Raw genomic sequence first — 26839 nt, 5'->3', positions numbered from 1 at the left:
ATCGATGCCTCGCTCGAGATGCTCGCATCAACGTGTGGCCCACCACTCCTCGAACGTCCAATTTTGTTGTTTCATCGTCGTCGCTTCTTTCACACCAACGTACCGGAGATGCCACGGTTCATAATTGTAGCCGGTGATTTTCTCTTTTCCTTTCGGATAGCGGACGATAAATCCGTAACGGTGTGCGTTCTGTAGCATCCATTTGCCTTCTGGGGTCTGGTCGAACGAGGCATAGAGTCCCATCTGCATGCGTGCACTCGTCATATCGACGGCGAGACCGGTCTGATGCTCACTATATCCAGGACGGGCGACATATTTTGAGGCGTACGCTGTGCCTCGCGTGTTGACCCAATACATGTAGAGTGATTTTTGGGTGGCGTAGGAGCGATAGGCGCTGAGGGCATACAACGTGTGGCCTTCTTTTCGCCCGGCGTAATAGAGGCGGGCTAGCGCGTGAGCGGCTTCAGCGGCCATGAGAGTTCGCTCGCTTCCTTTCGTGTAGACGGTCGGGATGGTCAACGTGACGAGTTGACGAGAGCGATACGTGCTCGATAGTCCGTGTTGTTTATTGACGAGTCGAAGCCGTTCTGTGGCCGTAAGGTTTGGGATCCCGGCTTTCAAATTACTAGACGGAGTGTAGTAGCGTGTGCCATTGATGTAGACGTTCGACCAGCTTCGGTTGTAGGTCGTGTAGCGGACAGGCGTATTGGTCAAAAGCGTCTTGGCGACCGGAGACGATTGCATCGCCCGCCAATACAATTTCGTCGTCTTGATGGTATAGCCTGGCTGAGGTGAAGGCGTCGCGGCAAAGGTGGACGTGGTGGGGAAGACGAGCAACAGGACGAGGAGTACACGGATGAGCTTCACAGGAAAGACCCCCTTTTTGCTGGATAGTCTTCTTTTCCCGGTTTTTAAGGGGATGAAAAGAAGAGAAATTGGGGAATAGTGAACAGGACTGTCTCCGCCTCTTGACCTGCTTCCTGTACTGCGCGAGCCCGATGTGATGGAGAGCGGGAAGTAGTACACTGAATGTAAGAGGATGGTTGAGACTAGAAAGGAGTGAGCGTATGGAACTCATTTTTGGTTTACCGTTATTGTTGCTCGTCTTGTTCTTCGCCTTTTTGTATTTCAACATCAAAGGGTTATCGAACATGTGGAAAGACTATGATCGGACGAAGTCGATGATGCCGCTCGGGTTCTTTATCGTCGGGATTATCGGGATCTTCACCGGCGTTTGGACGTGGCTCGTCATCTTGATTTACTATGCAGTCCGTCCGAAAGCCTGACCTGACACCGTGTGCGAAAGCGCATGGTGTTTTTTGCTATACTGGGGGTGAGGTGTTGTCATGGAGAAATTGATCAAGGCGTGGTTCATCATCACGCTCATAACGTTTGTATTATTCAAACTCGGCGAGACGATGACTGCCGCCTATACAGAAACGGCGGGTGAAGGGAATCCCTACGTGCTCGTCTTGCTCATCGGTTGGCCGTTCGTCCTGTTGTTCATCTGGATTACGATTCGGCTTGCTCGGCGTGCGGTCGAATCGGTTCATCGCCTGGGACGAGTCGGTCTTTTAGCCGGAAGCCTCGTGATGGCGGGAATCGGTCTATATATCAACGCCGGTCAAGCGGCTTCGCTCCGGGCTGGAATCCGTGCTTCTGAGAATGCGGCGTACGCCTCAGGATGGAACCAGTTCACGAACATCATTTATGCGAACCAATTGACGTTTTTCGTCTTGACGGTCAGTTGCATGGCAATCGGGGTAGCGTTTTCCTTCGTCACGCGAAAACAAACGAACGAGGAACGGCTCAACTAGCCGTTCCTCGTTCTTGTTCACTGCAATTTGTTTTGATAGAGACGAGCGTACCGGTCGGCCGCGATGATGGCATCGGCCACTTGTTCAGCTGTCACATCGAACCCACTATGAATCGTCTCACCTTCCGCCGTTGCCGCTTGACCGACTTTTAGGATGTCTTCACGGGAAGCGTCTTTCAACTTCACGTCTTCGAGTGTGACCGGCAACTCGAGCGCCATATACAGGGCGACGTAGCGGTCGAACTCTTCCTGCGTTCGGCCTTCGAGCGCAAGTTGGACGAGTGTGCCGAACGCGACTTTTTCCCCGTGCGTCAAATGGTGGATGTCTCCGTGGAGGGCGGTGAAGCCGTTATGAATGGCGTGGGCCGCTGCGAGCCCGCCGCTTTCAAAACCGAGACCACTTAGAAGTGTGTTCGCCTCGACAACGGACTCGAGTGCCGGAGTGACGACTTTGGCCTTCACCGATTCATAAGCAGGGATTCCGTAATCGAATAGCACCTCTTCGCAGCGTTTAGCGATGGCTTCCGCCGCAATCGTCGGGACACCACCCGCCATCGTTTTGCCACCGAAGGCGAGGACGCTCCGGACTTCGACCCATGTCGCGAGCGCATCGGCAATCCCCGAGGCGAGGAATCGGGCCGGGGCTTCGGCGATCAATTTCGTATCGACGAGGACCAAATCCGGGTTCTTTTTATAGAAGCGATAGCTTTCAAAGTTTCCTTCATCCGTATAGATGACGGACAAGGCGCTCGTCGGGGCATCCGTTGAGGCGATGGTCGGGACGATGACGATGCGGGCATCGAGTTCGTCGGCGACAGCTTTCGCCGTGTCGAGCGTTTTTCCGCCGCCCATTCCGATGACGAAAGCAGTATGGCTCTCTGCTGCCGCTCTGGCGATCCGTTCAATCTCGTGACGGGAGGCCTCACCGACGAAATCGGCCTTCTCCGCGTTGACGCCGCTCGCTTTAAGTGAATCGGTCACCCGCTCCCCAATCAAGCGCCAGACGATGTCATCGGCGATGAGCAACGCCTGTGACCCGAAGTGACCGACATGGTCCCCGATTCGATCGATTGTATTCTTGCCTTGCACGTACTTGGCCGGACTGATAAATACGCGTTCTGACATATTCAACATCCTTTCTAAAGTAACAGTGACGACAGGACAACAGTAGGTTTGTTCCCGATACAGCCCCTCCTTCAAACAGTCCTACATGTGACATCTCGGTGAAACTGCTTTGGGCTTTATTCACAACCCGCCAATAATCACGAGTAACACAATCAAAGCGACGACGGCAAGAAATCCCCAGTCGAGTACATGCTTCATCACGGTCGTTCCCTCCTGCCAGCTGATGAGACCAGTATAGATGGTGGATGGATTTCTGCCGTTCTAAAAATAGGACCTGGTCAAAAAAAGAGTAGCGTTAAGAGTTACAAGGTTTGAATGAACTCACAGCGGGAACAACTCTTTCGTATGCTTAATTTAGAAGGAGGAATTTGCAATGTCTAAACATGTACTGATTGTCACGACTTCTGCGAATCAACTGGAGAACGGTCACGCGACAGGGCTTTGGCTTGAGGAGTTTGCTGCACCGTATCTTCAATTCGAGAAACAAGGTTATAAAGTCACAGTAGCGAGCATCGAAGGTGGAGACGTGCCAATCGATGCGAACAGCCTAGAAGGCGATTTGCCGCAAGAGGTGTTGGACACGAAGCACCTGTTGAAAGATACGGCGCGACTCGATCAAGTGGCCGATGACACGTATGACGCAGTCTTCCTTCCAGGCGGACACGGCACGGTCGTTGATTTCCCGAACAGTGAAACGTTACAGCGTGTCATCCGTGATACGTATGAAGGCGGAAACGTCGTCGCGGCCGTCTGTCATGGACCGATTGGACTCGTCAACGTTAATTTGAGCAACGGAGATCCGCTCGTCAAAGACAAGCGCGTGACAGGATTCACGGATGCCGAGGAACGCGAGATGCAGCTTGACTCAGCGGTACCTTTCCTCCTTGAATCGGCGATGCGCGAGCGCGGTGGAAAATTTGATGGCGCAGACAACTGGGCTGTCAACGTAACGGTCGATGAACGTCTCGTTACCGGACAAAATCCGCAATCTTCAGAACAAGTCGGGGCAGAAATCGTCAAATTGCTCGGATAATCCCACAGACAGCTTAGGTTACTCCTAAGTTGTCTTTTTTTCGGACATATGTCCTTTTCAAGCCTTCTCATCTCACGTAAAGTCAGACGAGGAGATAGGAGGAAATCGGATGGGTCTGTTATTTGCCGTGCTTTCGGGCACGTTCATCGCATTGCAAGGGATCTTTAATGCCAAGCTCGGGTACGCGGTCGGTGCTTGGATGTCGGTCACGGTCGTTCACCTCGTTGGTCTTGTACTTGCTCTTCTCATTTATGCGTTCAAGCGGGATGCAGACATGACGGCGTTTCGGCACGTACCTTGGTACTATAGCTTGGGCGGTCTGTTCGGGGTGTTTGTCGTTTTCGGAGAACTGACTGCTATTCAACAGCTCGGTGTGACTTGGGCGATCTGCGTCTTGCTCGTCGCCCAATTGATCGGGGCGTTTTTGATTGATGTGAACGGATGGTTTGGTGTGAAACGGAAACCGCTCAACCAAGGTCAGCTCACAGGACTTGCCTTGATGGTCGCCGGGATTGGCATTTACACGTTCACGTAAGGGGGAGACGGATGAAAGTAGAGGCAGCACTAGAACGACTCGGGTGGGCCCACCTGTTCTCGGAACAAACATTAGAGGCATCGACGATTGTGACGTATCCGTCCGGAGCGATGCTCTGCACGAACGATAACCCGATCGAGTCTCTCTTCGTCGTGTTAGAAGGGCGTGTCAAAATCTATACGTTGAGCGAGGAAGGCAAGTTGCGCTTGCTCCGTTTAAAGATGGCCCCAACATTGATTGGGGATATCGAATACGCCAGCGGACGCAACGTACTCCACACGGTCGAGGCGGTCGGGGCAGTAACCTGTCTGCGCGTGCCGTTTGATGTGCTCCGCACGCATAACCGAACGATCGAGTTCACGGAGCATCTTCTGCGCGGCGTATCTGAGAAACTGTTCATCGAGGCGAATGCCTCGTCGAACCATCTCATGTCGACACTCGAAGAACGATTGGCGGGATATCTCGTCTCGCTCAGCGAATCAGGGAACGACTTGTTCCAAGACGAGATGAGTCAGTTGAAACGAAAAGAAGTGGCGGAATGGCTCGGGACGAGTTATCGTCATTTGAATCGGACGTTACAATCGTTCGCGGATGAAGGGCTCGTCGAAAAGACGCGGACAAAAGTAACGATTTTAGATGCGACTCGATTAAAAGAACGTGCCAATGGCATGTTGTACGAATAAGGAGGCAACTCATGATAGTAGGAATCATCTGTTCGGCGGTAGCCGGCGCATTTATTAGTGTACAAGCTGCAGTCAATGCCAAAATGAACGCCCATCTAGGGGCATGGGCGACAACGGTGCTCGTCTTCATTGTCGGCTTGCTTGGATCGCTCGTCCCACTCGCTTTGTTCGGTGGTAATGTTCACGGCGTATTCGAAATCTCGCCGATATACGCGCTCGGTGGGTTGCTCGGGGTCGGTGTCGTCTTCTGTGTGATGCGAAGCATTCAATTGCTCGGACCGACGCTATCGGTGTCCATCATTCTCGTATCTCAGTTGATATGGGCGCTCGCCGTCGACCTAACGGGAGCGTTCGGGATGCAACAGTTGTCACTGTCCCCAGGGCAGGTCATCGGGTTGATGGTGTTGCTCTTAGGCGTCATCGTCTTCAAACAATCTCAAGCGGCGGCCCTGCATCAGGAAGGCGCACCCGAAGCCACTTCACGTTGAAGGGGCTTTTTTCTTGAGTGAAACGGGTACAGGTGAATAACAAATCTCTGATATGATGAGATTGTAGTACGAAATATACCAGAGGTGATGAAAACAGTGGATTCTTCCATAGTGATCGATTTACTGATCGTTTTATTCTTGATTGTGTTGAACGGGATTTTCGCGATGACGGAAATCGCACTGATCTCGTCCAAACCGGCCAAACTTGAAGTCGAGGCGAGCCGTGGTAAACGCAGTGCCGAAATCGCACTCAAGTATTCAAAAGATCCGACCGACCTGTTATCGACTGTCCAAGTCGGAATCACATTGATCGGGATTATCAACGGGGCCTACGGGGGTGCGCGTTTCTCGGCGCCGCTCGCCGATGTGTTCGCCAATCTTGGCATGAGTCCCCAGTACGCACCGACCGTCGGTTACGTCGTCGTCGTCACGATTATTACGTATTTGTCGCTCATCATCGGTGAGCTCGTGCCGAAACGGATTGCGCTCGTGGCTCCGGAAAAAGTCACGATGGCGATCATTCCGGCACTCGACTTATTTAGTAAAGTGATGCGACCGTTTATTTGGATTTTGTCGAAGTCGACACTTTTCCTTTTCAAATTGCTTGGCTTGAAAGCGGAGCAATCGAGTGGTGAGACCGAGCTCGAAATCAAGCAACTCTTGTTCGAAGGAGCCCAGCAAGGGGCATTCGCACACGAGGAAGTGCAGCAGGTCGAGCGTGTGTTTGCGTTCCATGACCAGCTGATTTATGAATTGATGCAACCGCGGACGACGCTGGAATGGGTCGACCTTGAAGACGACATGGACGATATCAAGAAATCGATTTATGAGAGTAAACACAATAAACTCCCGGTCGGGCGCGATACGCTCGACGAGTTCGTCGGTTATATCGATGTCCGTGACATTTTGACATTATCGACGCTTCGGGAGCCCTCACAAATTTTGAAGCGAATCAAACAACCACTCATCGTCCCAAAACAGCGAGAAGCGAGCCAAGTGTTGCAGATGATGCAAAAGAATGGCGTCGAAATCGCCTTCGTGCTCGATGAGTACGGCGGATTCCTCGGGATGGTCACATTGTTCGATATTCTAGAAGAAATCGTCGGCGAAGTGATGATTGAAGAAGAAACACCGGAAGTCGTGCGCCGTGAAGACGGTTCGTACTTGGCCGATGGTTTGCTCGGGATTGAGGATTTGAAGCGGACGTTCGGAATTCGAGACAATCGTTTTGATGAAGGGCGTAACTCGTATCATACTCTTGCCGGCCTTGTTATTTATGCGCTCGGCGATTTCCCAAAACGGGGAGACGTTGTCGAAGCATATGGTCTTCGATTCGAGGTCGTCGATATGGACGGCAAACGTGTTGACCAAGTGCTCGTATCGATGTTGCCTGAACAAACAAAAGAAGACTGACGCCGCGGCGTCAGTCTTCTTTTTTAGGCGCGTTCCATGTCTCGAATGCCGCCTGCATGAGGACGCGGGCGGTATGAAGCATCGCCCGTTCGTCCACATCGAAGCGGGGATGATGGTGAGGGAAGACGGCACCGACTTCTGGGTTACCGGCTCCGGTGAAGAAGAAGCTGCCCGGTACGTGTTGCATATAATAGGCAAAATCTTCTCCGACCATGAGCGGGGACATTTCGATGACGCCATCGGTGCCAACGACGCGAGCGGCGCTGCGACGGACGTGATCGGTCTCGATGGGATGGTTGATCACGGCGGGGTAGCCCCGGATATAATCGAGCTCGTAGTGCGCTTCGCTCGCCGAACAGATATGGGCGATAGTCCGCTCCATCTCGGCGATGATGCGTGTTTGCGTCTCCGGTGTGAACGTCCGTACCGTGCCAGACAGCTTCGCTTCATCGGCGATGACGTTGAACGCCTGACCGGCAACGAACGTGCCGACAGTTAAGACGGCCGGTTCGAGCGGATCGATGCGACGACTGATGACTTGTTGCAACTGGCTGACGATATTCGTTCCGACCATGACGGCATCGACCGTGTGTTGCGGGATGGCCCCGTGACCACCTTTGCCTTTGACGGTCAGTTCGAAGCGATCAGCCGCGGCCATGATCGGTCCCGTCTTCACACCAATCGTCCCGTATGGAAGCGGGGTCCAAATATGAGAGCCGTAAATATAATCGACACCGTCAAGACATCCATCTTCGATCATCGGTTTGGCCCCACCTGGCGCGAGTTCTTCCGCGAACTGGTGAATGAGGACGACATCTCCCGGAAGGTCGATTTCCGTGAGTGCTTTCGCAAGGACGAGCAACGTCGCCGTATGCGCATCATGACCGCAAGCGTGCATCGAGCCATTCACTTTCGAGCGGTACGGGACGTCCTTTAAATCTTGGATCGGCAAGGCGTCAAAGTCGGCCCGAAACGCGATGGTCGGGCCTTCGCCGCCATGAATGCGTGCGACAACACCGTTGCCACCGACATGTTCGCGCACATCGAGGCCGAGGTCGCGCAAATAAGCTGCAATCGTCTGAGGTGTCTCTCGTTCTTCGAATGAAAGTTCGGGATGTTGATGGAAGTGGCGGCGGAGCGTCACCATCTCGTCGTATAGCTCAGTCAAGCGTGAATCGAGGTCAGTCACAAGCATGATTTACACTCCTGTCCGTTGATCATTTTTGGTTGAAGCAAGGTCCATACGTCGTGTGAATTCAAATCGTCGAGAATCGGACGATGTAATAAGGTTTGCGCTTCGTCAGCCGTCACCCATCTGGCATCACTGTGCTCCTCGGAGAGGGTGACGGTCGTCGCGACCGGGTGAGCTAAGTACGTCATGATGACGACTTGACGATCCGGGGCGGTCAAAAACGTCGTGGCGTACAACAATTGCTGGACCGCCACATGCAAACCGGCCTCTTCGAACACTTCCCGTTCAAGAGCGTGTTCGAGCGACTCGCCAAAGTCGAGTTTGCCTCCGACGAGTTCCCACGTGCCGGGATTGACCTCGTCATCATCAGCTCGTTTGATGATGAGCATGTGGTCGTCTTGCACAATCACCGCTTTCACGGCAACAACGATGGTAGGAACGGACATGATGACACTCCTTTGTATGAATTCGTGAGAGAACCCACAGCATATATGAATCATTTTCTACATATTCCCTAAGTTATGCTTATGGTATACGACAAAAGGGAATTAATACAGGAGAAAATCATGAAATGAGGTGTCGAAATGGGTTGGATTATCGCAATCGGTATCATCGTTGTCTTGGCGTTCATCTATTTTTCGATGTACAACGGACTCGTCAAGTATCGGAACTGGGTCGACGAGGCATGGGCACAGATTGATGTGCAGCTGAAACGGCGTTACGATTTGATTCCGAACTTGGTCGAAACGGTGAAGGGCTATGCCAAGCATGAACAAGAGACGCTCGCAAAAGTTGTTGAGTTACGGAATCAACTCGGTTCGAAGACGAGCCGTCAAGAACAGATGGAAGTGAACGATCAATTGAGCGGCGCATTGAAGAATTTGTTCGCACTCCGGGAGGCATACCCAGATTTGAAAGCGAACGAGAATTTTAAGATGCTCCAAGAAGAATTGACGCAGACGGAGAACAAAGTCGCCTATTCACGGCAGTTATATAACAATACGGTCATGAAATATAACACGAAAGTCGAATCGGTCCCGACGAACATCATCGCCTCCGTTCACAACTTCGAAAAACGCGACATGCTCGAAGCGCGTGAAGAAGAACGTGAAAACGTGCGTGTCTCATTCTAATGGATTGGAGTGGCGACGATGATTTTATATGAACAGATTCGTAAAAATAAAATCAAGACCGTGTTCATCGTGGCCGGATTTGTCCTGCTCGTCTTAGGAGTCGGGGTGGTCATCTCGTATTTGAATTATGGCGACCCGCTCCCGGGACTCATCTTCACGCCGGTATTCTCGCTGTTTTATATCGGCATCGTCATCATGTCGAGCACGAACATCGTCATGAAGATGAACCATGCCCAAGAGATCACATCGGTCGACCAGCATCGGTTTCTCTGGCACACTGTCGAGAACATGGCGATGGTTGCGCGCGTCCCGATGCCGCGCATCTTCATCATTAACGATGCGTCCCCGAACGCATTCGCGACCGGGCTGAAACCAGAAAAGGCAGCCGTCGCCGTGACAACTGGACTGCTCGACCAGTTGACGCGAGAAGAAGTCGAGGGTGTCATCGCCCATGAAGTCGCCCATATCAAAAATTACGATGTACGACTGGCGACAGTGACGCTCGCCCTTGTCTCAGTCATCGCCATCATGAGCGATATCGGGTCGCGGATGCTGTTCTTCCGGAGTGTTGGCGGCCGCCGCGACAACAACCAAAACCCGATTTTTATGATTGTCGGGCTCGTGTTGTTGGTTCTCGCACCGCTCATTGCCACGCTCGTTAACTTGGCCATCTCACGGAATCGTGAGTTTTTGGCGGACGCGAGCGGGGCCGAATTGACACGTAATCCGGATGCCCTCGCATCGGCGCTCGAGAAAATCGCCAATATCCAGACACCGGTGAAGGAAGCCTCACGTGCCTCGGCGTCGCTCTACTTTTCAGACCCGCTCAAGAAAAAGCTGAGCGGTCTGTTCTCCACGCACCCGAACCCGTCTGAACGGATTGCCAGACTGAGAAGTATGTAGTGCATAACGAAGGTCCTCTTTTTAGGAAGAGGGCCTTTGTACGTGAATCGGATCAGCCTATTTTACATATCCAGTTTGTATTGATTTTGAATGGGAATGATAGTAAAAAGAGGACGGATTGGAGGGGACTTCATGTTTGAGTCGGCACTTGAGTTAGGCATTGTCATCTTCTTATTGATTTACTCAGTCACGGTTTCGCTCATGTTGATGTCAGTCAAAAAGAAGAGCTGAACTTAACATATGAGCAAAGGCAGTAAAAAGCCACCTCGCGCGCGAGGTGGCTTTCGTCAGTTACCCGGCGCGATGGCTCCGGAGTTTTTCAATCTCTTCGAGGACGAATTGGACGTTCGTTCCGACGATGACTTGGATGTGGTTCGGGCTGACAACCTTGATACCAGGGATGCCTGCTTTCTTGATTTGGGCTTGGTCGACCGTATCCATGTCTTTCACATCGACACGAAGGCGCGTGACGCACGATTCGATGCCCGTGACGTTTTGATCGCCGCCGAGACCATCGTAAATCATCGCTGCCATGGCAGAGTACTGTCCGCCGGCTGCGACTGGAGCCGTGCGTGTTTCACCTTCAGGTGCTGTTTCCGTTGCGACCGCGTCAACCGCTTCGTCTGACTCACGACCTGGTGTGGCCAAGTTGAGTTTGACGATCATGAAGCGGAAGACGACGTAGTAGATGGCACCGAAGACGAGACCTTGAACGAGCAACATGTACGGTTGGTTCGCGAGCGGTAACCGTGAGCTGAGGACAAAGTCGACAAGACCGGCGCTGAAGCCGAATCCGGCCGTCCATTGGAACGTCGCCGCGATGAAGAGGGAAACCCCTGTCAAGACCGCGTGGACGAGGTAGAGAACTGGTGCGAGGAACATGAACGAGAATTCGAGCGGTTCCGTGACACCTGTGAAGAACGATGCGAACGCTGCGGCGAGAAGGAGCGAGGCCGCTTGTTTTTTACGTTTTGTTTTCGCGGTATGGTACATAGCGAGGGCTGCTGCCGGAAGACCGAACATCATAATCGGGAAGAATCCGGCTTGATAACGACCCGTGATCCCTTTCACACCTTCACCTGACCAGAAGTTACCGATATCGTTAATGCCGGCCACATCGAACCAGAATACCGAGTTCAAGGCGTGGTGAAGACCAGTTGGGATTAACAGACGGTTGAAGAAGCCGTAAAGGCCTGCCCCGATTGCACCCATTTTCGAGATGGTTTCCCCGAAGCCGACGAGTCCTGTGTACACGACCGGCCAGACGAAGTAAAGGGCGACCGAGACGAGGATCATCGAGAATGCCGTCATGATTGGCACGAGACGCTTCCCACTAAAGAAGGCGAGTGCATCTGGTAGCTTCACATGACTGAAGCGGTTGTACATTTGAGCGGCGACGATACCTGACAAGATACCGACGAACGCGTTGGCAATCTTACCGAACGCTGGGTTGACGGCTTCGACGTCGACACCTTGGAACAAGGCGACAGTTGCCGAAGACAAGAGTGTCGTGACCGTGAGGAAGGCGACAAGTCCGCTTAGAGCGGCTGAGCCGTCACGGTTTTTCGCCATCCCGAGGGCGACCCCGACTGCGAAGAGAATTGGAATGTTATCGATGATCGCTGAACCGGCTTTGATCAAGAATGCGGCGGCGATGTTTTCAGAACCCCAGCCGACCGGGTCGATCCAGTAACCGATCCCCATGAGAATGGCAGCTGCAGGAAGTACGGCAACCGGCAACATGAGGGAACGTCCGAGACGTTGTAAAAAGTTCATCATTGTGAATGTCCTCCTTTTTGATGGTGTTGATCTTGCAGGCGTTGAATGTGGAGCGTGATGTAACCAAGCTCTGATTCGGGCAAGACGATGCCGTATAAGTCTTCCATTTCGTTTGCGACGTCAGACGCACATGCATAGGCCGACGAGAACTTCGTTTGAATCATGAGAAGCATATCTTCGTCGATCGTATGGTGATCGTAATGGTTGACCCGATCCATGACGAATCGTAAATGAGTTAATAAGCGTTGATAGGATAAGTCATCTTCTTCTATAGATAGATCGAGTCGTCTCGAAATCGATTGAATCATGTCACGTACGATTGTCGTCTGTTTGACCGTCTTGCGTAAATCACCTCCCTTCACTTTTAGTGTATGGATGTGGAGCGCGATGAAAGCCGCCTCATCTTTCGGCATCTTGACGCCGAGTTTATCCTCGATGAGGTGAAGCGCCCATAGTCCGATCTCGTACTCGTTGCGATATAAAATCTTAATCTCGTTCAACAGTTTGTTCCGAAGCGATATCCCTTCCTGCTCGCGTTCGATGGCGAACGAGATGTGATCGGTGAGGACGATATGGATGTGTTCGTTGAACGTCGTCTCGAGCCGCTTTTCCGCATACGTTATGATTTCTTCGGAAATCGTGAAGTGCTCGATTGGAATCCGCGTCAGCAATTGTTGAAACTTATCGTTCTCCGACATGACGAACAGTTTTTCAACTTTATGCGGATTGACGATATCGTTGCGTGCCTTCTTGAACGCGACGCCTGGTCCGATGGCGATCTTCTCTTCGCCCTCGTCCGAGACGATGACCGCGTTGTTGTTTAAAATCTTTTTAATTTTTAACATGTGTCCTCCTAACGAGGAGTCATTGTTCCGCTTGAGCGACGACGGTCTTCCCAGGAAGCGATGGGCCTCCTGCATGGAACGAATACGGGTGCTCTAACGTGCTCCCGTTTGTGATGACCATCGGAGTGACCGTGTCTTTACCGGCTCGCTGGATTTGTTCCAAGTCGGCCGTCAACAGTGGCTGTCCGGTCGTGATCGTGTCACCGACTTTGACGTGAACGTCGAACGGGCTTCCCGCAAGCTCGACCGTATCCAGTCCGACATGAATCAAAATTTCAGCTCCGTCTCCCGAACGGATACCAATCGCGTGCTTCGTCGGTGCGACCTGAATGATGGTTCCATCTACCGGTGCGACGACCGTTCCGTCCGTCGGCATGATGGCAATCCCGTCGCCCATCATCTTCTCGCTAAAGACGGGGTCGGTCACTTCCTCAAGTGGAATGATGTCTCCTTCCATGGGTGCGTAAAGTGTCAGTGTATGTCTCTTCATCCACTTATTCAATAACATGTTCGATTCATCCTTTCGCTTGAAAAATGATTGTGAAAAAACAAAACAGGCATGGAGTATAGACGGGTGGCGTGAGCCTTTCGTCTTACCCCATGCCTGATCGAATCAGTCACATGTGATCATTATTCGTTTCGTCACCCTCAAGATAGCACGCCGATGTATAGATATCAAGAACTAATTTGTAAGCGTTCTCTAGAAATTTTACTTCTTCGAAAATCTGGTGTATAGTAAGGGCGAAACTGAATGAGAAAGGTGTTGCATGTTAATGAGTGAGGTCGTATCTGCCTAACGAACTGAAAAATGTTGGATGACGCGTGTTTTTGTCATGCCTTCATGTTCTGTTACAGATACCGCCCTTCATAAACTGCCAGACACCGGTCTGTCTTTTTGCGTTGGTCGTCATCGGCCGACGCTTTTTGTTTGCGCGGTATCTCCATCCCATTTTTAAGGAGACTTCCATCATGAATGAACAAACATTAGACAAATTACAATATAACGACTTGATTCAACACGTCGAACGATACTGCATCAGCGGATTCGGGCGAAACTTGTTACGAAGCCAGCGTCCGACGAGCCATCTGCAAACGGTGAACAAACGGCTCCAAGAGACGTCGGAAGCACGCGCGATTCTCGACGCGACGTCACACGTCCCGTTTATCGGCGTATCCGATATGGAACCGCTCATCGGAAAAATCAGCCGGGGCATCCAACTCGAGGCGAGCGAACTCGAAGCCGTCGCCGAATTTTTCCGGGGTGCCCGAAAACTGAAGCGGTTCATGGCCGAGCAGGCGTTCTTTGCACCACTTCTCTCACAGTATGCGGGCGAGATGAGCGAGTGGCGCAGTATCGAGGAAGACATTATCCAGTCGATTCGCGGAGGACGGGTCGTCGACGAGGCGTCCAAAGAGTTGAAACGGGTCCGCAAACAAATCGACATTCTTGAAGGACGGATTGAAGAGCGATTGAATAAGTTCTTGAAGAGCGCCGCGAACCGGGAAGCGATTCAAGACGGCTTTGTGACGAAGAAACAAGACCGATTCACGATCCCAATCAAAGCGTCGTATAAACATAAAGTCGCCGGGGCGATCGTCGACACGTCGAGCCGCGGCACGACCGTCTTCATCGAACCGGAGGCGGTGGCGAAGCTGAACGCGGAACTCGTCGTCAAACGGACGGAGGAAGCGGTCGAAATCTATCAAGTGCTCGCCACGCTCACCGGTATGGTGGCGGAAGCGTTACCAACGATTGAAGCGACGCTCGACGTCATCGCCCAATACGACATGGTGTTCGCGAAAGGGAAGTATAGTCAAACGATTGACGGCATCGCCCCGCGCGTGAACGGGGTCGGGAAAATTCGTTTGAAACAAGTTCGCCATCCACTCCTCGAACGGGCGGTCCCGCTCGATTTCTCGCTCGGAGAGACGTACCGTGGACTCATCATCACCGGACCGAACGCCGGCGGGAAGACGGTCGTCTTGAAGACGATCGGTCTGCTCAGTTTGATGACGATGAGCGGACTCCATATCCCGGCGCATCCGGACACAGACATCTCGACGTTTGACGACGTGTTCGTCGACATCGGGGATAACCAGGATATGGGGTCGGCGCTCAGCACGTTCTCGGCCCACATGAATAATGTGGCGAGCATCATGCAGAAGGCCGGGAAACGGTCGTTGCTCCTATTCGATGAGATTGGGAGCGGGACCGAACCGAACGAAGGGGCGGCCCTCGCCATCGCGATTTTAGAAGAGGCGTACCAACGCGGCTGTCTCGTCGTCGCCTCGACCCATTACGGCGAAATCAAGGCATATTCGGAGTCGCATCCCGATTTCATGAACGCGGCCATGCAGTTCGACCCGGACACGCTCGAACCGAAATATCGGTTATTGATCGGGCAGTCCGGCGACAGCAACGCGTTATTCATTGCCCGGAAAATGAAGCTGCCCGAGAAAATCTTAAAGCAGGCATCGCGTTATATGCATGACAAGACGTACGACCAGTCGCTCCTCGATCCGTCACGGCTGACGCAAGACGTCGTCCGACCAGTCGTCGAACCAGATCAAGTTCTATATAAAGGCGACCGGGTCCGTCTGCTCGAGACAAATCAAGTTGGTCTCGTCTACGCGATGGATGAATCGTCGCGCCAAGTCACGGTCTATGTCGACGGTGTCTTCAGTGAGCATCCGCTCCGACGGGTCCGACGCGAGGCGAAGGCGCTCGACTTGTATCCGGCTGGGTACGACTTGGAGACGTTATTCATCGATTACCGGGACCGGAAAGAAGCCCACGACTTTGCCCGTGGCTCGAAGAAGGCGCTCCGTCGTGTCGAGAAAGAGATTCGGGCGCGGCAACGGGCCGATCGAGGCGAATGAGTGTATCCGGCAGGACACTCGGGTAAGGAACAAGGACCGGGAGTCATCACGTGAAGTTCGGCTTTCGGGTAACGTGTCGGAGGTGACTGGATGTTTTGGTTAAGTTTATTGTTCGCCATCGGATTTGCCTTGATTCACTACTTTTCAGGACAGTTGATTCACGTGCGCGAGACGCCGCGGAGCCGGTTTCTGTCACTCGCCGGCGGTGTCGCCGTCGCCTATGTGTTTCTTCATCTCTTGCCTGAATTGAACGACTATCAACAAGAACTCGAAGGACATCTCGAGAGCGGACTGTTCGCCTCGATCGAGAATCACATCCTCGTCGTCAGCATGCTCGGTCTGGCCGTGTTTTATGGCTTGGAACGGTTGGCCACGCAAATGAAGAGACGCGGCAACGGCAACGTGTTTTGGATTCACATGGCGTTGTTCATCGTCTACAACTTCAGCATCGGCTATGTGCTCGCGGAGAGCGAGTTCGATACGGCATGGGCAATGACACTCTACTTTGTCGCATTGGGGATTCATTTCATTACGGTCGACCAGGGGCTGAGGCATCACCATCAGGAGTCGTACGACAGGCGAGGGCGATTGTGGTTGTCGTTGGCCGTACTTGCCGGGTGGGGAGTCGGCGCTTTTTCAGCGCTCCATGAAGTGACGCTGTCGATGATTGTCGCGTTCTTGGCCGGGGGGATCATCTTGAACGTCATGAAAGAAGAGCTACCAGAAGAACGGGACAGCAGCTTTCGCGCGTTCGCTGTCGGGCTCATCGGGTACGCTTTACTGTTATTGGCCATATGAAAAGGCAACCTCGCGGTTGCCTTTTTGCTTACAGTGAATTGGTACTCTGATTGTCTACGTTATTATCAGTCGCAGGTGTGTCCTCATCTTGGTTCGGTCCACCGAATTGACCATCGTGATGTGGGCCATGCCCACCTCCGTGACGTCCACCGCCAAAGCCGCGCATGTCGCCTAAGTCGTCGTAACTCGTGATGTCAGCAAAACGTTCTTCGTGGTCGGCAAGAATCGCGTCGGCCTCATCTTGCGTCAAGTCACCGGATTCGATGGCTGCCTCAAGTTTCGCTTCATGAGAAGTGATGATCGCCTCGATGAACTGTTCGATGGTGATTCCTGTTTCTTCCGCGAGTTCAGGAAGCGATTGTCCTTCTTCTCGCGCTGCTTCCACTTCGGCTTCGGTCAAACCGAGCGCCTCGAGCAAAGCGGCCTGCCCGGCTGCCCGGTCACCGAACATGCCCCGCTCGCCGCGTTCTCCGCGTTCGCATTGGGTCGTCGTTTCCGTTCCGTCGGTTGTTGTCGTATCGTTCGTGGCGGCATAGACGCCGGTTCCTGAGACGGCAAGTAGGCCGGCCAGGGCGATGGCTAATTTAGATGTTTTCATATTAATCTCCTCCTTTACTACTTCAAGTGTAGGACGTGGACGTTCAAAAGTTGTGAGGGAGTTGCAAGGTTTCTGCAAATTGTCTTTGGGAAATGATGGGTTCGTTTCGCGATGCGATATAATGGGGTTGGAGGCGATAAAGATGAACGTACTCGTAGTCGAAGATGAACCGAAATTAGCGGACGGGCTTGCCCGCTTTTTAACGTACGCGGGGTTTCATGTCAGTGTGGTCGGCACACTCGCCGAAGCGAAGCGGCAGCTCGAGCAACCGTTCGATGCGGTCCTGCTCGACGTTCGTCTGCCGGACGGGGAAGGATGGATGCTCATTCCAAAACTGAAGACGCTCAAGCCGCGGCCGGCCATCATCTTGGCGACGGCACGGGGAGAGGCGGATGACCGTGTGTTCGGCCTCGAGCTCGGGGCCGACGATTATTTGGTCAAACCGATCGTGTTAAAGGAACTCGAAATTCGCCTGAAACGTCTCGTCAAACAGACGGACGAGATCTCGTTCGGCGACATGATGGTGGACGCACGATCCCGTACGGTGACCGATCACGGCCAAGCGATTCGGATGACCAATAAAGAATACGAGTTGCTCCTCTTCTTCTTGAAACATAGCGGAGAAGCGCTCGATCGCAACCGCCTACTTGACGAGGTGTGGGATTATACGTTCGCCGGGGACACGCGCACGGTCGACACGCACGTCAAACAGTTGCGTGACAAATTGCCGACGATGAAGCGGTACTTGAAGACGGTGCATCGCGTCGGTTATCGATTGGAGGAAGTCCGATGAGCCGGTTGATGAAGAAGTTGCTCTGGACCGCGATTCTCCCTCTCGTCGTCATGGCGGTGCTCACATTTGGTCTGACATCACTCCTGATTGGGCGTTTCGCGGAGACGGAGAGCTATGACCAACTCGAGCGTGAAGCGGACATCGTGTATGAGGCGCTTGTGGATGGACGCGGCATACCGGGTCAACTCGATGTTCTCGTGTTTCAAGACGGGGAAGCGGTCAATCTGGATCGTGGGGGCAGGATGCGTCGACATATGACGCCGATGCTTGACCCGGACGGATTGTCCGAACGAGACGAAGTCAGCGTGAACGGGATGCGGCTATTGACGTTCCTTCGGGAAGAAGGGGATGTACAAATCGTGACGTATGCACCTGTCCCGCTGTCGAACCCTCAGTTTCGCCAAATTTATGTCATTCTTGGCAGCGGTTTTTTGCTCGCACTCCTCGTCGCCGTCGGTGTCACGTATTGGATGGGTCGGCGTTTGACGTCCCCGCTCATCGAGCTGAAGCAGGCGACCGCGTCCATCATGTCGGGTCGGCATGATCTCACGTTGCCACCGGTCACCGACGACGAGATTGGGGATTTGACGGAAGCGGTCCGTCAAATGAACACGTCGCTCGAAGAGAAAGAGCGACTGCAAAACACGTTCATCTCCGGAATCACGCACGACGTCCGCACCCCGCTCGCCATCGTCCGAAACGAGGCAGAAATGCTCGAACTCGGTGTCGTTAAACAAGAAGACGTGGCCGCGACGGGACGTAGCATGACCGAAGAAGTCGATCGCATCGACCGGCTCGTCACCCAGATGCTCGAATACTCGAAGCTATCGGCAGGCAAGCTGGCGCTCACGATTGAGTCCGTCCACATGAATGAATTGATTGAAGCGACGGTCGCGCGGATGGAGGAATGGTTCCGTCACAAGCAAGTGACGGTCACACTTGAACTCGTCGAGGACGCGGTCGTCCAGGCGGACCGATTGGCGATGGAGCGTGTGCTGTCGAACTTTCTTCAGAACGCGTATCACGCCAGTCCACTAGGAGGTGTGATCACGATCAGGCTCTCCGAGCGACGGCTTGAAATCGAAGACGAAGGGCCGGGCATTGCCGAGACGATGCGCGCCAACATCTGGGATATGTATGTGAAAGGGGACCGTTCGAACGGTCACGGACTTGGTCTGGCCATCAACAAGCTGTTGCTCGAGGCTCAAGGGCTCGTTTACGGAGTCGAATCGAGAGAGGGAAAGGGGGCGTTGTTTTGGATCGAATGGGACTAAACTTATTTTTGCGGGGTGTCCGCTTAGAGCGAGATCGGATTGAAAAGCCAGGTTACCCGTTCTCGCTACCGATTTTTGATGGATTTGATGAATTGACGCTGACGAAACCGGTCACGTTCTTGGTTGGTGAGAATGGGAGTGGAAAATCGACGTTGGTCGAAGGGATGGCCATCGCCGCTGGATTCAATCCGGAAGGCGGCGCGACGACGTTCCGTTTTGAGACCGAGTCGACACATAGCCCGCTGTTCGAAGCGCTTCGTCCGATTCGGGGCGCGTACCGGCCGAAAGACGGATTTTTCCTCCGGGCCGAGACGGCATATCAACTGTCGAGCTATGTGGATGAGATCGCGCGAACGTCGCCCGACCCGGAACGGTTTTATGCGTCCTACGGCGGTCGATCGCTCCATGAGCAGTCGCACGGGGAGGCGTTTTTGTCGCTCATGCTCCATCGATTCCGAGACGGCGGACTGTATATTTTAGATGAGCCCGAGGCCGCCTTGTCGCCGATGCGGCAATTGACGATGCTCGCACGCATGCATGAACTCGTGCAATCGGGCAGTCAATTCATCATCGCGACCCATTCACCAATCCTCATGTCGTATCCGGACGCCGACATCCTCCAAGTCGAGACGGGACTCCGTCCGACGACGTTCGATGAACTCGAGCACGTTCGTGTCATGCGCGACTTTCTAGCGGCACCGGAACGGATGCAACGCATCCTGTTCGAGGATTAGACGGTGAAATAAGAAAAGAGCGGACGCGGCCGCTCTTTTCTTATGACTTCGTGACTTTGCGCAAGACGATGATGGCGAGACTGACACCACCGGCAATCAACATATACGTGAGAATCTCCGTCCAGGCTGCCATCAGACGTCTTCCTCTGCAAAGACGGCCAAGTCCCCTTGAGGCATGGCGACGAGTAAGAAGTGTTCGCCTCCGAGCGGACGGGCGTCTCCGGCCTGCCAACTTTCATACTGTTCGTGATAGCCGTTCACGAACAGGACGGCTCCAGATTCAAATGTCAGTTCAAGATGGGGATTGTCTTCAGATAACAGGATGGAACGGACGCGTTCACGTCGGAGTTCGACGAGGTGATGGAGTTGTTCATCTTCGTTGAACGACGGTCCCGATGAATGGACGTACCAAGGTCCTTCAATCGAGAGCCACGACTCGTTGCCGTCTCGGCTGAAGTAGAGTAGATGATGATTGGGGCCGGAACCGAAGTCGATTCCGACGAAGGAAGACGCGTTAAACAAATGCTGTAAAATCCGTGTTGCTTCAAGATGTTCGGTACGGGTCACGCTTCCACCTCGCTTAAATGGGTTAGTTAATTCCATCATTCCACGTTACATCGCTAAAGTAAATGAAAGGATTATGTGAAATCACTCATATGAGAAGAAACAAGCGAGTTCGACAACTTATGGAAAATACTTCAAGTAAGTTAAAAGTTTGGTCAGTGATTGGACAAATCCGGTCCCGCGTTCGATGATTCGATTTATAATCAAAAGTATAGATGACTCGATGAAACGAGGGGTAACCATGGTTTATGGTCTATTGATTGGCGGCATCATCCTAATCACCATCGTCCTCAACGTCCTTCGGTTGATGACGACCCCCGCCTTGAATCGCTGGCTGCTCGCCGGGACGAGCAGCCTTGTCGTGATTTGGCACGGGGTGTTGTTCGATTTTTATGATTTACATTGGTCAGTGCTGTTATTGATTATGACAGGGCTCGTCTGTTTTCACTGGAAAGGCATGACTGTTGCAATCATGGTCAGCTGGCTTTTAGTATACAGTCAATCCGGGACATTATCCCTTCCGCTGTTGCTCAGTTATGTCTTTTTTGGCCTAGGAGCCGCGCTGCTCTTTGGTTACATCAACCAGTTGAAGCGAGAACGATCAGGCCGGTTGCGGATGCTGACGGCGAGTTCCCGTCAATTGAACGTGTTCCGGGAAGTCAGTTTTACGATGCAAGACACGCTCGACCCGGACCGATTGCTGCAAACGATTTTGACATCGGTGACGGCAGGGCACGGACTCGGCTTTAACCGATCGATCATCTTTTTCGCTGATTTGGAAAAAGATAGCATTTACGGAGTCATGGGCACGGGGCCGATGAATCCGGAAGACGGGTTTCACATTTGGGAAGAAATCACCCGACAACATTATGATCTCCAAGGACTGATTGATGAGAAAGAGACGGACTCGTCACACGATGAGCAGTTGAATGAACGGATTCGGAAAATGACGATCCCGTTTCATGGAGACCACCTGTTCAAACAGACGCTCGACTCGGGACGGCCGCTCCACGTGTATGCGAGCATCACCGACGATCCGGTGCTGCGCATGTTACATACCGACTTACAGATGGACGAGTGCACAATTTTCCCGCTCCATCATCAAGGAATTCCATACGGACTTCTCGTCATCGACAATGTCGTCAATAAAAAACCAATCACCCCTCAAAAGATTGACAGTGTCCGACCGATTGCGGAACAAGCCTCGCTTGCGCTCCATCAGACGATGTTGTACCAGCGCATCGAGACGTTGGCGCTTCGTGACGGGTTGACGCGTCTCAAAAACCATCGTTCGTTCGAACAAGATTTGGATGTCTTGTTCCGGGAGTGCGAAACGGACGAGCTGTCACTGATTGTGATGGATATTGACCATTTCAAGCATTTCAACGACACAAACGGTCACTTGGCTGGAAACGAGTTACTCACGCGGCTCGCGAGTGTCATTCGACGAAGCGTGCCGGATGAACAGATGGCGTATCGGTTCGGTGGCGAAGAGTTTGTCGTTCTCTTGCCGCAGTTCGACGAAGTCGAGGCGTCCCACGTCGCGGAGACGATTCGTGCGGCCGTGCTCGGCACCAACTTCATGTACGGGGAGCGACAACCAGGTGGTCAGTTAACGCTGAGCTTCGGTGTCGCTTCGAAGCACACGCTTCACGAACAGTCACGCGAACAGTTGATTGAGTGCGCCGATCAAGCGTTGTATGCGGCCAAATCACGAGGGAAAAACCAAGTCTGCCGCTGGGAAGGGGTACCGCTATGACTGAATTCAGTGTCATGATCATGACCGTCGCCTTTATCGCGACCATCTTGTTTACGAGCCGTCCAAGTTATCGGTTTGTGACGGGTAGTGTGGCCAACCGACACGCAGAGGCACTGGACATCTCGTTGAAAGACGTCTCATTCTCGTTCGACCAAATGGTGTATTTCATCGCCTTGCCGACAACGATTCCCGAAGTGCGGGATGCGATGAAAGAAGAGCTGGCCGTCGAACCGTATTATGAGTCGTATTTCTTTCCAGAAGTGAACGGCGTGCAAGTCTCGGTGAAATCAGGGTCCGCCGTGATTCCTATCGCCTATTTGCCGATTGACGATTTCAGCCTTCCCGTGTTGGATCGACACTTGGAGGCCGGCAAGGTTAATGAACACGTCAACCGAACGATTCGGGCACACATGATCGTTCATGAGCGTACGCTCGCAGCGATTCGAGACGAGGTGTACCATCACATTCATGAAGACCGCCTGGCACAATAAAAGGGTTTCCATCACAGACTCGTGGCGGAACCCCTTTTTTCACTGCGCCAACATGTGAAATCGTGCGGCACCGATCAAGTTGGCCTCGTTGAAGTGGGCACACGTCTCGACGTCGATGCGGAACGTTCCGAACGCGTCGCAAAGCGCGTCCAAGTGTCGCTTGATGCCGTCCCGAACTTCCGGGCGACGACTGATGCCGCCACCGATTAAAATACGCTCCGGGTCGAGCCCGAATTGGAGGTTGTAGATGCCAATCGCGTTCCAGCGACAGAAGCGCTCTAGTTCCGCCTGGATGATTGGGTCGCTTTGAAGCGCGAACACATCTTTTCCGGTAAGGGGACGTCCGAGTTGCTCACTGCATCGATGGACAAGAGCGGCCGTGGCACCGATTTTACTCCATGTCCCATCTGGGTGGGGAAGAGACGGGTCGAGAATCCAATATCCGAACTTACCGCCATGGAAGTGGGATCCGATCATCACCTGATCATGGTCGACGAATGCTCCGCCAACGCCCGTCCCGATGACGACCATCGCGTAGCTCGTCACCGACGCCGCGGCACCGGTCCATCCTTCTGCGAGCGCTGCCGCGTTGGCATCGTTCAAGACAGTGACAGGCAAGTCGTACCGCTCTTTGAACGCCTGTAAGAAAGGACGATCATGAATGTAGGGAAGTGCACTGATTCCATGAATCACGCCGGTCGTCGAATCGACGGCGCCGGGCGCACTGAAGCCGATACCGTCGAAGCGGGCTTCGGCGGTCGTTTCGTTAAAGATCACATCGACTTGTTCGAGCAAGCCGTCCCACGTCGCAGGGGTTGGGACGTGTTTGTTTGACAGTAGGGTGCCATCGGATCGGACGACTCCGTATTTGATACTGGTTCCACCGATATCGATGGCTAAATAATGTTGCATGCTGTTCTACTCCTTTATGTGGAGGATGACAAGGGATATTATGACACATTTTTTTTGCGTGTTATGATAAACATAGTAAAAAACATATTCGTAAATCGGGAGGTTCTCTCTCATGAACGTTCACATTGAACAAGCCGGGTATGAACGCGGTGAGGCGGTCATCGAGGCCATCCGGTTCGAGGTCCGCCCGGGCGAAATCGTCGGGATGATTGGATCGAACGGGGCCGGGAAGAGTACGACGCTCGCCTGTCTCACCGGAACGATCCCGTGGATGCGTGGAACGGTGCAAATTGACCGCTACGCCTATATCCCCGAGCAACCGGTGTACTATGATTATTTGACGCTCGAGGAACATATCGCTCTCGTGTTGGAATTGATGGACGTTGATAATCGTGAGCGGACGGAAGAACTGATCCGGTTGTTTCGGCTCGAGACGGTTCGCCACGACTATATCGCCTCGTTCTCAAAAGGGATGAAGCAAAAAGCGATGATCCTCTTGGCGCTCATCCAAGAAGCGAAGTTTCTCCTTGTCGACGAACCGTTCGTTGGACTCGATGCGACGACGACGATCCAGTTGCTTCGTTTACTTGAAGCGGAACGTCGTCAAGGTACCGGGGTGCTTCTCGTCACCCACGTCCTCGATACGGCAGAGCGGTTATGCGACCGCTTCGTCTGGATCGATGACGGACGCATGCTCGCGGGCGGGACAAAAGAAGAGTTGCGTCTCAGCCTGCAAACCGGAGGCGAGTCGCTGTTCGATATGATGGAAGATGTGGTCATGCGATGAATGAACATCAGCTGTTCGTTAGACGTGTCCGCACCCATGTGACCAAACAGTGGGAGACGTGGCGGCTCATCTTGGATTGGACAGTCGTTCTATACGGCGTCATTCCGTTCACCATCTTTCTCGGGTATCAATACCGATTGCTTTGGCAAGGCGAAATCGAGTGGGTGAGTCAGGTGCCGATGTTCGTTTGGGCGCTTGGAATTGGAATCGTCCTCCTTAGAAATCCGTTTTTCGTCTGGGTCGAACGGGCGGACGTGACGCTGGTGGCCAAACGTTCTTTAATTGATAAATTGAAGCACGATTCGTTGCTCTATCAAGCCCTCAAACTCGGTGCAATGCTCCTCTTTGTTTTGTCGGCGTTCATGCCCGTGCTTTGGCTTGACGGTTGGTCCGTTGCCTCTATATTCGCATTCGGAATCAGCCTCCTGTTTTTGACCGGGATTCATACGTGGATCCGTTATCAGTTGACGGTCCGGCACAGCCATTGGATGTTACGAGTTACGGTCACGTGTGTGACGTTCGTTTGTATGTATGCGCTCCTCATCGACTCACCTTTATGGTCGGCCGTACTCGGCAGTGGTCTTGTTGCATTTGCGATGTATGTCGGAGAAGGGTGGCTGTCACGCCACCCATATCTTAGCCAAGAACTCGAACGTAGTGAGGCGTTGCGTACCGCCTTTGACCGGGCATTATTATCGACGTCGGGCGCCATCGAGAAGCCGAGCCGGCGCAAGCGTCCGCTCTATCGACCTAGACCGAATCGGTTTGGGACCGCCCGGCGCACGACGGCCATCTTACTTTATATACGGACGCCGCGTCATCGGAACTTATGGCTGCGTCTCATCCCGCTTGCCGTCACGGGGATGCTCCTCGTACCGAGTTGGTTCAAGTTGCTCATTCCGCTCTACGTCGGCTATGTGATGTGGCAAGAACGACAGGCGTTCAAACAAGAGATGGAGCGGCATCCGTTTTTCCGTGCCATCCAAGAAAGGACACATTCATGACTGAACAAGACTATGAACGATTGCTCCAAATCGAGACGGCGAAACCGCAACAAGGGTTCCCGGCCTCGGCCGAATACCACCGCTATGAACCGACTCCTTATGAGGCGCTCGACTTGTTGCGTGACGCCTATCCGCTCGCGGCCACGGACACGGTCGTCGACTTCGGCTCGGGGAAAGGGCGCCTCCCGTTTTATCTCGCCTATACGTTCCGAGTTCGGGCCATTGGCATCGAAATGGATGGCGGCTTCCACGAAGCGGCACTTGAGAATTGGATGAACTACGCCAAGAAACACCGGACGCGCGGCAGTGTCCAGCTCGTCCGCGGCTACGCCGAACAGTTTGAGGTGCCGGCTGAGGCGAACCGCTTTTATTTCTTCAACCCGTTCTCGGTGAACGTGTTCCGGCAGGTCGTTGCGAACATCATCGAGTCGGTCGAGCGCGCACAGCGTCCGGTCGACCTCATCCTCTATTATCCGGCCGATGAGTACTTACATTTTTTGAATGACGAGACGCCTTTCCGCTACGTACAGGACGTTCGCTTGCCGTTAAAGAATCTCCATGAGCGCTTTCTTATTTATCGTTTTGATATGATGGAGTCATCTTGGTAAATGGGGAGTGGATCATCGTGAAGAAAGAAGATATTTTAGATGCGTATCGTTGGCGTCAAGCGACGAAAGAGTTCGACGCGGACCGCAAAATTGATGAGGAAGATTTCGAATTCATCTTGGAGACAGGCCGCCTGTCACCAAGTTCGTTCGGTTTTGAGCCTTGGCAGTTCGTCGTCGTTCGTCGCGAAGACTTGCTCCGGAAGATCAAAGACCACGCGTGGGGTGCCCAAGGACAGGCGTTAACGGCGAGCCATTTCGTGTTGATCTTGGCGCGGACGCCTGAAGCGATGCGCTACGACTCGGACTACATCCGTCACATCGTCACGGACGTCCAAGGACGGACCGAGGACGAGTACGCCCTTCGGGTGAAACGGGTCCGTGAGTTCCAAGAACAAGATTATCGACTGTTGGACGACGAGCGTGTGTTCCAAGAATGGATCAAACGCCAGACGTATATCCCGCTCGGCAACATGATGACGGCCGCCGCACAGATCGGCGTCGACTCATGTCCGATCGAAGGGTTCAATCAAGCGGAGATTGACGAATTATTGATTTCGGAAGGCGTCATGGAACGAGGTGCCTGGTCGCTCTCAGTCATGGTCGCGTTCGGACATCGGGCCCGTGATTTCGCGCCGAAGACACGTCGCGATTTCAACGAGGTCGTCAAATACATCGGATAAAAAAAGCTCAAG

General features: G+C 53.1%; 30 protein-coding genes. 20 read left to right on the top strand and 10 right to left on the bottom strand.

Going from position 1 to position 26839, the window contains the following annotated elements; translation table 11 throughout:
• Positions 1 to 27: 27 nt before the first annotated feature.
• A complete protein-coding gene (locus KNP64_RS09635; RefSeq protein WP_138860149.1) occupies positions 28 to 867 on the bottom strand; it encodes a M15 family metallopeptidase in 840 nt (279 codons plus the stop codon).
• Positions 868 to 1067: 200 nt separating this feature from the next.
• On the opposite strand from KNP64_RS09635, the gene KNP64_RS09630 reads away from it, so the two are divergent.
• Together KNP64_RS09630 and KNP64_RS09625 are read left to right on the top strand one after the other, a co-directional pair.
• Positions 1068 to 1286, top strand: coding sequence for a hypothetical protein (locus KNP64_RS09630; protein ID WP_034780509.1), 219 nt, complete (start codon positions 1068 to 1070; stop codon positions 1284 to 1286).
• 60 nt (positions 1287 to 1346) lie between these two features.
• Positions 1347 to 1817 (top strand): hypothetical protein, encoded by a 471-nt coding sequence (locus KNP64_RS09625; protein WP_034780511.1) that lies wholly within the window; start codon positions 1347 to 1349, stop codon positions 1815 to 1817.
• Positions 1818 to 1834: 17 nt separating this feature from the next.
• Here the strand turns inward: KNP64_RS09625 and KNP64_RS09620 are convergent, their stop codons facing one another.
• Entirely contained in the window at positions 1835 to 2941 is a 1107-nt protein-coding gene (locus tag KNP64_RS09620) for a glycerol dehydrogenase (protein ID WP_214792904.1), read from the bottom strand.
• Positions 2942 to 3314: 373 nt separating this feature from the next.
• Here KNP64_RS09620 and KNP64_RS09615 point away from each other — a divergent pair, with 373 nt between their 5' ends.
• The 5 genes from KNP64_RS09615 to KNP64_RS09595 all read left to right on the top strand — a co-directional run bounded on the left by KNP64_RS09615 (position 3315) and on the right by KNP64_RS09595 (position 7093).
• Positions 3315 to 3974 carry a type 1 glutamine amidotransferase domain-containing protein gene (locus KNP64_RS09615; protein ID WP_034780515.1) on the top strand — a complete coding sequence of 220 codons (660 nt, stop codon included), beginning with the start codon at positions 3315 to 3317 and terminating at the stop codon, positions 3972 to 3974.
• 109 nt (positions 3975 to 4083) lie between these two features.
• On the top strand, positions 4084 to 4509 hold the full coding sequence (locus KNP64_RS09610; protein ID WP_138860146.1) for a DMT family transporter: 426 nt from the start codon (positions 4084 to 4086) through the stop codon (positions 4507 to 4509).
• Positions 4510 to 4520: 11 nt separating this feature from the next.
• On the top strand, positions 4521 to 5192 hold the full coding sequence (locus KNP64_RS09605; RefSeq protein WP_084592951.1) for a Crp/Fnr family transcriptional regulator: 672 nt from the start codon (positions 4521 to 4523) through the stop codon (positions 5190 to 5192).
• A gap of 11 nt (positions 5193 to 5203) precedes the next feature.
• Entirely contained in the window at positions 5204 to 5680 is a 477-nt protein-coding gene (locus KNP64_RS09600) for a DMT family transporter (protein ID WP_214754368.1), read from the top strand.
• An 87-nt stretch (positions 5681 to 5767) separates the two neighbouring features.
• A complete protein-coding gene (locus tag KNP64_RS09595) occupies positions 5768 to 7093 on the top strand; it encodes a hemolysin family protein (protein WP_138860144.1) in 1326 nt (441 codons plus the stop codon).
• 10 nt (positions 7094 to 7103) lie between these two features.
• On the opposite strand, the gene KNP64_RS09590 is transcribed toward KNP64_RS09595, so the two are convergent.
• Complete coding sequence (locus KNP64_RS09590) at positions 7104 to 8288, bottom strand: M20 metallopeptidase family protein (RefSeq protein WP_138860143.1); 1185 nt, start codon at positions 8286 to 8288, stop codon at positions 7104 to 7106.
• On the bottom strand, positions 8279 to 8731 hold the full coding sequence (locus KNP64_RS09585) for an NUDIX hydrolase (RefSeq protein ID WP_138860142.1): 453 nt from the start codon (positions 8729 to 8731) through the stop codon (positions 8279 to 8281). The genes KNP64_RS09590 and KNP64_RS09585 overlap by 10 nt, the downstream gene beginning before the upstream one ends.
• 138 nt (positions 8732 to 8869) lie before the next feature.
• Between KNP64_RS09585 and KNP64_RS09580 the strand changes: the two genes are divergently transcribed.
• Positions 8870 to 9418 carry a LemA family protein gene (locus KNP64_RS09580; protein WP_034780526.1) on the top strand — a complete coding sequence of 183 codons (549 nt, stop codon included), beginning with the start codon at positions 8870 to 8872 and terminating at the stop codon, positions 9416 to 9418.
• Between the two features lie 21 nt (positions 9419 to 9439).
• Positions 9440 to 10321 (top strand): zinc metalloprotease HtpX, encoded by an 882-nt coding sequence (htpX, locus tag KNP64_RS09575; protein WP_167491887.1) that lies wholly within the window; start codon positions 9440 to 9442, stop codon positions 10319 to 10321.
• A gap of 291 nt (positions 10322 to 10612) precedes the next feature.
• On the opposite strand, the gene nagE is transcribed toward htpX, so the two are convergent.
• Genes nagE through KNP64_RS09560 form a run of 3 tightly spaced genes read right to left on the bottom strand, consistent with a single transcriptional unit; the run spans position 10613 to position 13453 of the window.
• The gene (nagE, locus tag KNP64_RS09570) at positions 10613 to 12100 is read right to left on the bottom strand and encodes an N-acetylglucosamine-specific PTS transporter subunit IIBC (RefSeq protein ID WP_214792907.1); all 1488 of its coding nucleotides are present in this window, start codon (positions 12098 to 12100) and stop codon (positions 10613 to 10615) included.
• Complete coding sequence (locus tag KNP64_RS09565) at positions 12097 to 12945, bottom strand: PRD domain-containing protein (protein ID WP_214764103.1); 849 nt, start codon at positions 12943 to 12945, stop codon at positions 12097 to 12099. Before KNP64_RS09565 ends, nagE begins: the two co-directional genes overlap by 4 nt.
• Before the next feature lie 19 nt (positions 12946 to 12964).
• Positions 12965 to 13453, bottom strand: a complete 489-nt coding sequence (locus KNP64_RS09560; protein WP_251126392.1) for a PTS sugar transporter subunit IIA — start codon at positions 13451 to 13453, stop codon at positions 12965 to 12967.
• A 461-nt stretch (positions 13454 to 13914) separates the two neighbouring features.
• Here KNP64_RS09560 and KNP64_RS09555 point away from each other — a divergent pair, with 461 nt between their 5' ends.
• A complete protein-coding gene (locus KNP64_RS09555; RefSeq protein WP_214792909.1) occupies positions 13915 to 15825 on the top strand; it encodes an endonuclease MutS2 in 1911 nt (636 codons plus the stop codon).
• A 90-nt stretch (positions 15826 to 15915) separates the two neighbouring features.
• Positions 15916 to 16623: a hypothetical protein gene (locus KNP64_RS09550; RefSeq protein ID WP_214764100.1), complete on the top strand. Its 708-nt coding sequence runs from the start codon at positions 15916 to 15918 to the stop codon at positions 16621 to 16623.
• A gap of 28 nt (positions 16624 to 16651) precedes the next feature.
• Here KNP64_RS09550 and KNP64_RS09545 read toward each other — a convergent pair whose 3' ends face one another.
• Positions 16652 to 17221 (bottom strand): hypothetical protein, encoded by a 570-nt coding sequence (locus KNP64_RS09545; RefSeq protein WP_214792912.1) that lies wholly within the window; start codon positions 17219 to 17221, stop codon positions 16652 to 16654.
• A 142-nt stretch (positions 17222 to 17363) separates the two neighbouring features.
• Here KNP64_RS09545 and KNP64_RS09540 point away from each other — a divergent pair, with 142 nt between their 5' ends.
• The 3 genes from KNP64_RS09540 to KNP64_RS09530 are packed head-to-tail and all read left to right on the top strand — an operon-like array spanning position 17364 to position 20022.
• Positions 17364 to 18014, top strand: a complete 651-nt coding sequence (locus KNP64_RS09540) for a response regulator transcription factor (RefSeq protein ID WP_214792915.1) — start codon at positions 17364 to 17366, stop codon at positions 18012 to 18014.
• Positions 18011 to 19288 carry a HAMP domain-containing sensor histidine kinase gene (locus KNP64_RS09535; protein ID WP_214792918.1) on the top strand — a complete coding sequence of 426 codons (1278 nt, stop codon included), beginning with the start codon at positions 18011 to 18013 and terminating at the stop codon, positions 19286 to 19288. Before KNP64_RS09540 ends, KNP64_RS09535 begins: the two co-directional genes overlap by 4 nt.
• Positions 19279 to 20022 (top strand): AAA family ATPase, encoded by a 744-nt coding sequence (locus KNP64_RS09530; protein ID WP_214709661.1) that lies wholly within the window; start codon positions 19279 to 19281, stop codon positions 20020 to 20022. The genes KNP64_RS09535 and KNP64_RS09530 overlap by 10 nt, the downstream gene beginning before the upstream one ends.
• A 132-nt stretch (positions 20023 to 20154) precedes the next feature.
• Here the strand turns inward: KNP64_RS09530 and KNP64_RS09525 are convergent, their stop codons facing one another.
• Complete coding sequence (locus tag KNP64_RS09525) at positions 20155 to 20589, bottom strand: DUF6188 family protein (protein ID WP_214718616.1); 435 nt, start codon at positions 20587 to 20589, stop codon at positions 20155 to 20157.
• 238 nt (positions 20590 to 20827) lie between these two features.
• Between KNP64_RS09525 and KNP64_RS09520 the strand changes: the two genes are divergently transcribed.
• Together KNP64_RS09520 and KNP64_RS09515 are read left to right on the top strand one after the other, a co-directional pair.
• Positions 20828 to 22345, top strand: coding sequence for a sensor domain-containing diguanylate cyclase (locus KNP64_RS09520; RefSeq protein ID WP_214764096.1), 1518 nt, complete (start codon positions 20828 to 20830; stop codon positions 22343 to 22345).
• Positions 22342 to 22836 carry a hypothetical protein gene (locus tag KNP64_RS09515; RefSeq protein WP_214764095.1) on the top strand — a complete coding sequence of 165 codons (495 nt, stop codon included), beginning with the start codon at positions 22342 to 22344 and terminating at the stop codon, positions 22834 to 22836. Before KNP64_RS09520 ends, KNP64_RS09515 begins: the two co-directional genes overlap by 4 nt.
• A gap of 39 nt (positions 22837 to 22875) precedes the next feature.
• Here the strand turns inward: KNP64_RS09515 and KNP64_RS09510 are convergent, their stop codons facing one another.
• Positions 22876 to 23748, bottom strand: coding sequence for an ROK family protein (locus tag KNP64_RS09510; protein ID WP_214764094.1), 873 nt, complete (start codon positions 23746 to 23748; stop codon positions 22876 to 22878).
• 112 nt (positions 23749 to 23860) lie between these two features.
• Between KNP64_RS09510 and KNP64_RS09505 the strand changes: the two genes are divergently transcribed.
• Genes KNP64_RS09505 through KNP64_RS09490 form a run of 4 tightly spaced genes read left to right on the top strand, consistent with a single transcriptional unit; the run spans position 23861 to position 26827 of the window.
• The gene (locus KNP64_RS09505; protein WP_214792922.1) at positions 23861 to 24535 is read left to right on the top strand and encodes an ABC transporter ATP-binding protein; all 675 of its coding nucleotides are present in this window, start codon (positions 23861 to 23863) and stop codon (positions 24533 to 24535) included.
• Positions 24532 to 25539 carry an ABC transporter permease gene (locus KNP64_RS09500; RefSeq protein ID WP_214764092.1) on the top strand — a complete coding sequence of 336 codons (1008 nt, stop codon included), beginning with the start codon at positions 24532 to 24534 and terminating at the stop codon, positions 25537 to 25539. Before KNP64_RS09505 ends, KNP64_RS09500 begins: the two co-directional genes overlap by 4 nt.
• Positions 25536 to 26147, top strand: a complete 612-nt coding sequence (locus KNP64_RS09495) for a class I SAM-dependent methyltransferase (protein WP_029596332.1) — start codon at positions 25536 to 25538, stop codon at positions 26145 to 26147. Before KNP64_RS09500 ends, KNP64_RS09495 begins: the two co-directional genes overlap by 4 nt.
• 17 nt (positions 26148 to 26164) lie before the next feature.
• Positions 26165 to 26827: an NAD(P)H-dependent oxidoreductase gene (locus KNP64_RS09490; protein WP_138860127.1), complete on the top strand. Its 663-nt coding sequence runs from the start codon at positions 26165 to 26167 to the stop codon at positions 26825 to 26827.
• The last annotated feature ends 12 nt before the right edge of the window (positions 26828 to 26839 follow it).

Origin of the sequence: Exiguobacterium sp. s64 (genome assembly GCF_018618035.1) — a bacterium.
Classification (GTDB): Bacteria; Bacillota; Bacilli; order Exiguobacteriales; family Exiguobacteriaceae; genus Exiguobacterium; species Exiguobacterium mexicanum_A.
The sequence above is the reverse complement of the archived record's forward strand: the minus strand, read 5'-3'. Positions and strand labels throughout refer to the sequence as shown.

Coding starts and splice junctions, on each gene's coding strand:
- KNP64_RS09630 (WP_034780509.1), top strand. CDS start 1,068: ATGGAACTCATTTTTGGTTTACCGTTATTGTTGCTCGTCTTGTTCTTC.
- KNP64_RS09625 (WP_034780511.1), top strand. CDS start 1,347: ATGGAGAAATTGATCAAGGCGTGGTTCATCATCACGCTCATAACGTTT.
- KNP64_RS09620 (WP_214792904.1), bottom strand. CDS start 2,941: ATGTCAGAACGCGTATTTATCAGTCCGGCCAAGTACGTGCAAGGCAAG.
- KNP64_RS09615 (WP_034780515.1), top strand. CDS start 3,315: ATGTCTAAACATGTACTGATTGTCACGACTTCTGCGAATCAACTGGAG.
- KNP64_RS09610 (WP_138860146.1), top strand. CDS start 4,084: ATGGGTCTGTTATTTGCCGTGCTTTCGGGCACGTTCATCGCATTGCAA.
- KNP64_RS09605 (WP_084592951.1), top strand. CDS start 4,521: ATGAAAGTAGAGGCAGCACTAGAACGACTCGGGTGGGCCCACCTGTTC.
- KNP64_RS09600 (WP_214754368.1), top strand. CDS start 5,204: ATGATAGTAGGAATCATCTGTTCGGCGGTAGCCGGCGCATTTATTAGT.
- KNP64_RS09595 (WP_138860144.1), top strand. CDS start 5,768: ATGAAAACAGTGGATTCTTCCATAGTGATCGATTTACTGATCGTTTTA.
- KNP64_RS09590 (WP_138860143.1), bottom strand. CDS start 8,288: ATGCTTGTGACTGACCTCGATTCACGCTTGACTGAGCTATACGACGAG.
- KNP64_RS09585 (WP_138860142.1), bottom strand. CDS start 8,731: ATGTCCGTTCCTACCATCGTTGTTGCCGTGAAAGCGGTGATTGTGCAA.
- KNP64_RS09580 (WP_034780526.1), top strand. CDS start 8,870: ATGGGTTGGATTATCGCAATCGGTATCATCGTTGTCTTGGCGTTCATC.
- nagE (WP_214792907.1), bottom strand. CDS start 12,100: ATGATGAACTTTTTACAACGTCTCGGACGTTCCCTCATGTTGCCGGTT.
- KNP64_RS09565 (WP_214764103.1), bottom strand. CDS start 12,945: ATGTTAAAAATTAAAAAGATTTTAAACAACAACGCGGTCATCGTCTCG.
- KNP64_RS09560 (WP_251126392.1), bottom strand. CDS start 13,453: ATGTTATTGAATAAGTGGATGAAGAGACATACACTGACACTTTACGCA.
- KNP64_RS09555 (WP_214792909.1), top strand. CDS start 13,915: ATGAATGAACAAACATTAGACAAATTACAATATAACGACTTGATTCAA.
- KNP64_RS09550 (WP_214764100.1), top strand. CDS start 15,916: ATGTTTTGGTTAAGTTTATTGTTCGCCATCGGATTTGCCTTGATTCAC.
- KNP64_RS09545 (WP_214792912.1), bottom strand. CDS start 17,221: ATGAAAACATCTAAATTAGCCATCGCCCTGGCCGGCCTACTTGCCGTC.
- KNP64_RS09540 (WP_214792915.1), top strand. CDS start 17,364: ATGAACGTACTCGTAGTCGAAGATGAACCGAAATTAGCGGACGGGCTT.
- KNP64_RS09535 (WP_214792918.1), top strand. CDS start 18,011: ATGAGCCGGTTGATGAAGAAGTTGCTCTGGACCGCGATTCTCCCTCTC.
- KNP64_RS09530 (WP_214709661.1), top strand. CDS start 19,279: ATGGGACTAAACTTATTTTTGCGGGGTGTCCGCTTAGAGCGAGATCGG.
- KNP64_RS09520 (WP_214764096.1), top strand. CDS start 20,828: ATGGTTTATGGTCTATTGATTGGCGGCATCATCCTAATCACCATCGTC.
- KNP64_RS09515 (WP_214764095.1), top strand. CDS start 22,342: ATGACTGAATTCAGTGTCATGATCATGACCGTCGCCTTTATCGCGACC.
- KNP64_RS09510 (WP_214764094.1), bottom strand. CDS start 23,748: ATGCAACATTATTTAGCCATCGATATCGGTGGAACCAGTATCAAATAC.
- KNP64_RS09505 (WP_214792922.1), top strand. CDS start 23,861: ATGAACGTTCACATTGAACAAGCCGGGTATGAACGCGGTGAGGCGGTC.
- KNP64_RS09500 (WP_214764092.1), top strand. CDS start 24,532: ATGAATGAACATCAGCTGTTCGTTAGACGTGTCCGCACCCATGTGACC.
- KNP64_RS09495 (WP_029596332.1), top strand. CDS start 25,536: ATGACTGAACAAGACTATGAACGATTGCTCCAAATCGAGACGGCGAAA.